At 69.4% G+C, this 3,075-nt stretch carries 3 protein-coding genes; 1 reads left to right on the forward strand and 2 read right to left on the reverse strand.

What is annotated here, in order from left to right; translation table 11 throughout:
- Nucleotides 1–168 precede the first annotated feature (168 nt).
- Complete coding sequence (locus tag PKD89_RS11475; RefSeq protein WP_289012050.1) at nt 169–1,497, reverse strand: GNAT family N-acetyltransferase; 1,329 nt, start codon at nt 1,495–1,497, stop codon at nt 169–171.
- A gap of 107 nt (nt 1,498–1,604) precedes the next feature.
- Between PKD89_RS11475 and PKD89_RS11480 the strand changes: the two genes are divergently transcribed.
- Nucleotides 1,605–2,120 (forward strand): hypothetical protein, encoded by a 516-nt coding sequence (locus tag PKD89_RS11480; RefSeq protein WP_289012051.1) that lies wholly within the window; start codon nt 1,605–1,607, stop codon nt 2,118–2,120.
- 46 nt (nt 2,121–2,166) lie between these two features.
- Here PKD89_RS11480 and PKD89_RS11485 read toward each other — a convergent pair whose 3' ends face one another.
- Nucleotides 2,167–2,832: a hypothetical protein gene (locus tag PKD89_RS11485; protein ID WP_289012052.1), complete on the reverse strand. Its 666-nt coding sequence runs from the start codon at nt 2,830–2,832 to the stop codon at nt 2,167–2,169.
- Nucleotides 2,833–3,075 lie beyond the last annotated feature (243 nt).

The following is a 3,075-nucleotide window of genomic DNA, read 5'->3' on the forward strand; positions in this document are numbered from 1 at the left end:
AACTGGGGAGTGCACACTGCGGTCTGGCGGTCGTTTGGGCTCCCGAGTTGCCAGTAGTGGGTAGGTGGTCGGCAACTGGGGAGTGCACACTGCGGTCTGGCGGTCGTTTGGGCTCCCGAGTTGCCAGTGGTGCGGGAGTGGTGGGCGGGTGGGAGGCGGGGTGTCGCCCTAGAAGTAGTCCTGGCTGTTGGGTGCCGGGTGCGATGCGAAGGCGGCGTCGAGGATGGACAGCACGTCGGGGTTGGTGACGTGCGCCCTTCCGGCGGCGGCGAGGGTGCGCCACGGGGTGGTGCCCAGGATGGCCATGCCCAAGGTGGCCCGGTCACAGGTGAGGTCGGGCACGTGTGGCCCGCCTGGCTGGGTTGAGGCGATCGACTCGCTCGACGCCGTCGGTCCCGGTGCGCTCGGCGGCGCCGCTTCGCGGGACCGACCGGCCGAGGGTGTGCCCGGCGCGTCCGACGACGATTGGTCGAGCACGATGACCTCCGCCGGCTCCCCGGGTCGTGACCGCAGCCGGACGGTGACGGTCGGCGCGGACCAGCCGGACGCGCCTCCTTCGACACGGAGGGTCAGGTCGAGCGGCGCGCTGTAGGTGCGGGCGGCCAGCAAGCCCGCCGGGTCAAGCGGGCACAGCCACAGCTGATCGCGAATGCCGACGATGTGGCACTTCCGAGGATCGGCAGTCGCTGCCGGTATGGGCGAGTCCGCCGGGGCGGTGTCCCAGCGCACCGAACTCGACAGGTCGATCTCGGCACAGTGGCGAAACAACGCCAGCTCCACCTGGGGGTCGACCGTGTGCAGATCCCGGACGACGACGGTCCTCTGGCCCCATTCACCCTCGAGCCGCCAGAGCGCATAGCCGTCGACCGAACCGTCGGCGTCGCGGTGCAGCGATACGAACTGCGGGCCGCCGCCTTCGAACGAGCGTCGCTCGCCCAGCACCAGATGGTCCCACCACAGCTCCGGTCGCGACAGCGTGCCCGGCCGCTGCCCCTCGACGCGCCGTCGAAAAGCCACGATCTCGTCGCGGAATACCGACGCCTCGTCCAGGTCGATGCGTCCCAGCGGAACATGGTCGAGCCCGTGCCGACCCGTTGGCGCCACAAGCTGATGCTGCGAGGTGGCGACGCCGAAGCCGAAGCGACCGTAGATCGTGCCCTCCGAGGCGGTGAGCACGGCTGCAGCGATGCCCCCGGCGGTCATGGCGCCCAGTTGGGCGCCCATCAGCGCGGTCAGCACCCCTCGGCGCCGGTGTGACGCCCGGGTGGTCACCGCGATGACTGCGCCGACCGGCGTGGTGGTGCCCCCGGGCAGCGTGAGCTGCCACGTCAGGTCGGCGCTGGTGCCCACGATCGTGTCCCGGTCCTCGACCACCCACGCCTGGCGGCCCAGCCCCTCGATCTGCTCGGTGCTCCACGGGTCGACCGGCTCGGTCTCACCGAAGCCGAGAGCGGCGGCCCGCTCCCAGCGGTGCTGATCGGCGGGGGCGGATGTCATCGGTCGCCACCGGTGTGGCTGGTCGGCGCTCACCCGCCCACCGTAGGGCTCGCGGGTCGCGCTCCCCATCGAATTCTCGCCGAGTGCTCGGTACGTTCGAAACTGCCATGCACCTCGCAGCCACCCTCAACATCAACCCATGGCCACGACCGACGCCGGAGGCGCATCGGCCGCAGAGCGACTACGCCGAACGGTTCTGGCTGCCGGTGATCGGGCCATCGAGCCTGTGGTTGCTGCGCTGGGTGCAGCGTGAGCTGGAAGACCGACGCCGTGAGGGACAGTATGTGCCCTTCACCGTCGGCTCGGATGAGTTGGCCCTCCGCATCGGGCTGGGCGCAGGCACCGCTCGACAGTCGCCCCTGCGTCGCAGCCTGATGAGGCTGGAGACGTTCGAGCTGGGCCGCCGCCTCGATGAGTCGGTGGTGGAGTTCCGAACGACGATGCCGTCGGTATCCACGCGACAGTTGGAACGCATGCCGGTGGAGCTGCGTCGGGAACACCGCGCTTGGTGTGCTGCCCCGTCCGCCGGGGCCGGGGCCGGGGCCGGGGCCGGGGCCGGGGCTGGGGCTGGGGGCGGGGCCGGTGCCGGTCGTGGGCCGTCAGCGTCGACCCTGGCGCCTTGAGGGGGGGGAACCGCTCATGTGATCGGCGCCTCCCGCTCTGGCTCCCTCAGCAGCCTTCCGAGATGCGGATCAGCGTGACCCTGCCGTCATCGCCAAACATCAGGGACACCTGATCGCTCTGGGGGGTGCCTGCGGCGAACAGGTCGTCGACGGTGTTCGACTGCCAGGCGGGCCGGCCGGTTTGGCCGTTGCCACCGCACTCGAACTCGCCGCGGTTGGCCAGCGTCAGCACCTCGGCATCCGGAGCGATGACGTAGGTGCGCTCTTGGGGGTTGTCGTTGACCCATGGCACGTCGCTGTTGCCGACGACGATTGGCTCCTCGGTGAAGTCGGCCGCCGACTGGAGCTCTCCGTTGTCGCCGTAGAGCTGGTAGCGGTCGAACGTCATCAGGTCCTGGTTGTCGTTGCTGCTCAGACCGGTGATGCGACCAAAGTCGTAGCGCACGCCATCCCAATCGAGAGCGCTGGCCCCCGGCGGCGCAATGGGGGGCGAGCTGGCCGGGGGACTCGTGGCAGCGGTGGTCGTTGCTCGGTCGCTGGTGGGCGCTCTCGTGTCGGGCACCGTGACGACGCTGGTGACGACGACGATCGTCGTCGGGGTGGCCGTTGTCGAGGAGGCCGATTGGTCAGTGACGTCGTTGCCGCAACCCGCCAACAGCAACACCGTGCTCAGTAGGGCAACTGCCGTCAAGGGACGAGGGACGTTGGGCATTGCCCCATGATGACTCGCAGTCGTCATCGGCGCATCCAGCAATTCGTCACGTCGTGACCATGCGCCAGGCTGCGCACGTGGTTTGTTGGCTCAGCAGCCTTGTGAGATGCGAATGCGGGTGACCTTGCCGGCATCGCTGAACGTGAGCGACACCTGATCGCTGTCCGGGATACCCGCAGCGAACAGTTCGTCGACCGTGGAGGACTTCCATGCGGGTCGTTCGGTCTTGTCGTTGCCGCCGCA

Origin of the sequence: Candidatus Neomicrothrix sp., assembly GCF_035329545.1 — a bacterium.
Lineage (GTDB): Bacteria > Actinomycetota > Acidimicrobiia > Acidimicrobiales > Microtrichaceae > Microthrix > Microthrix subdominans.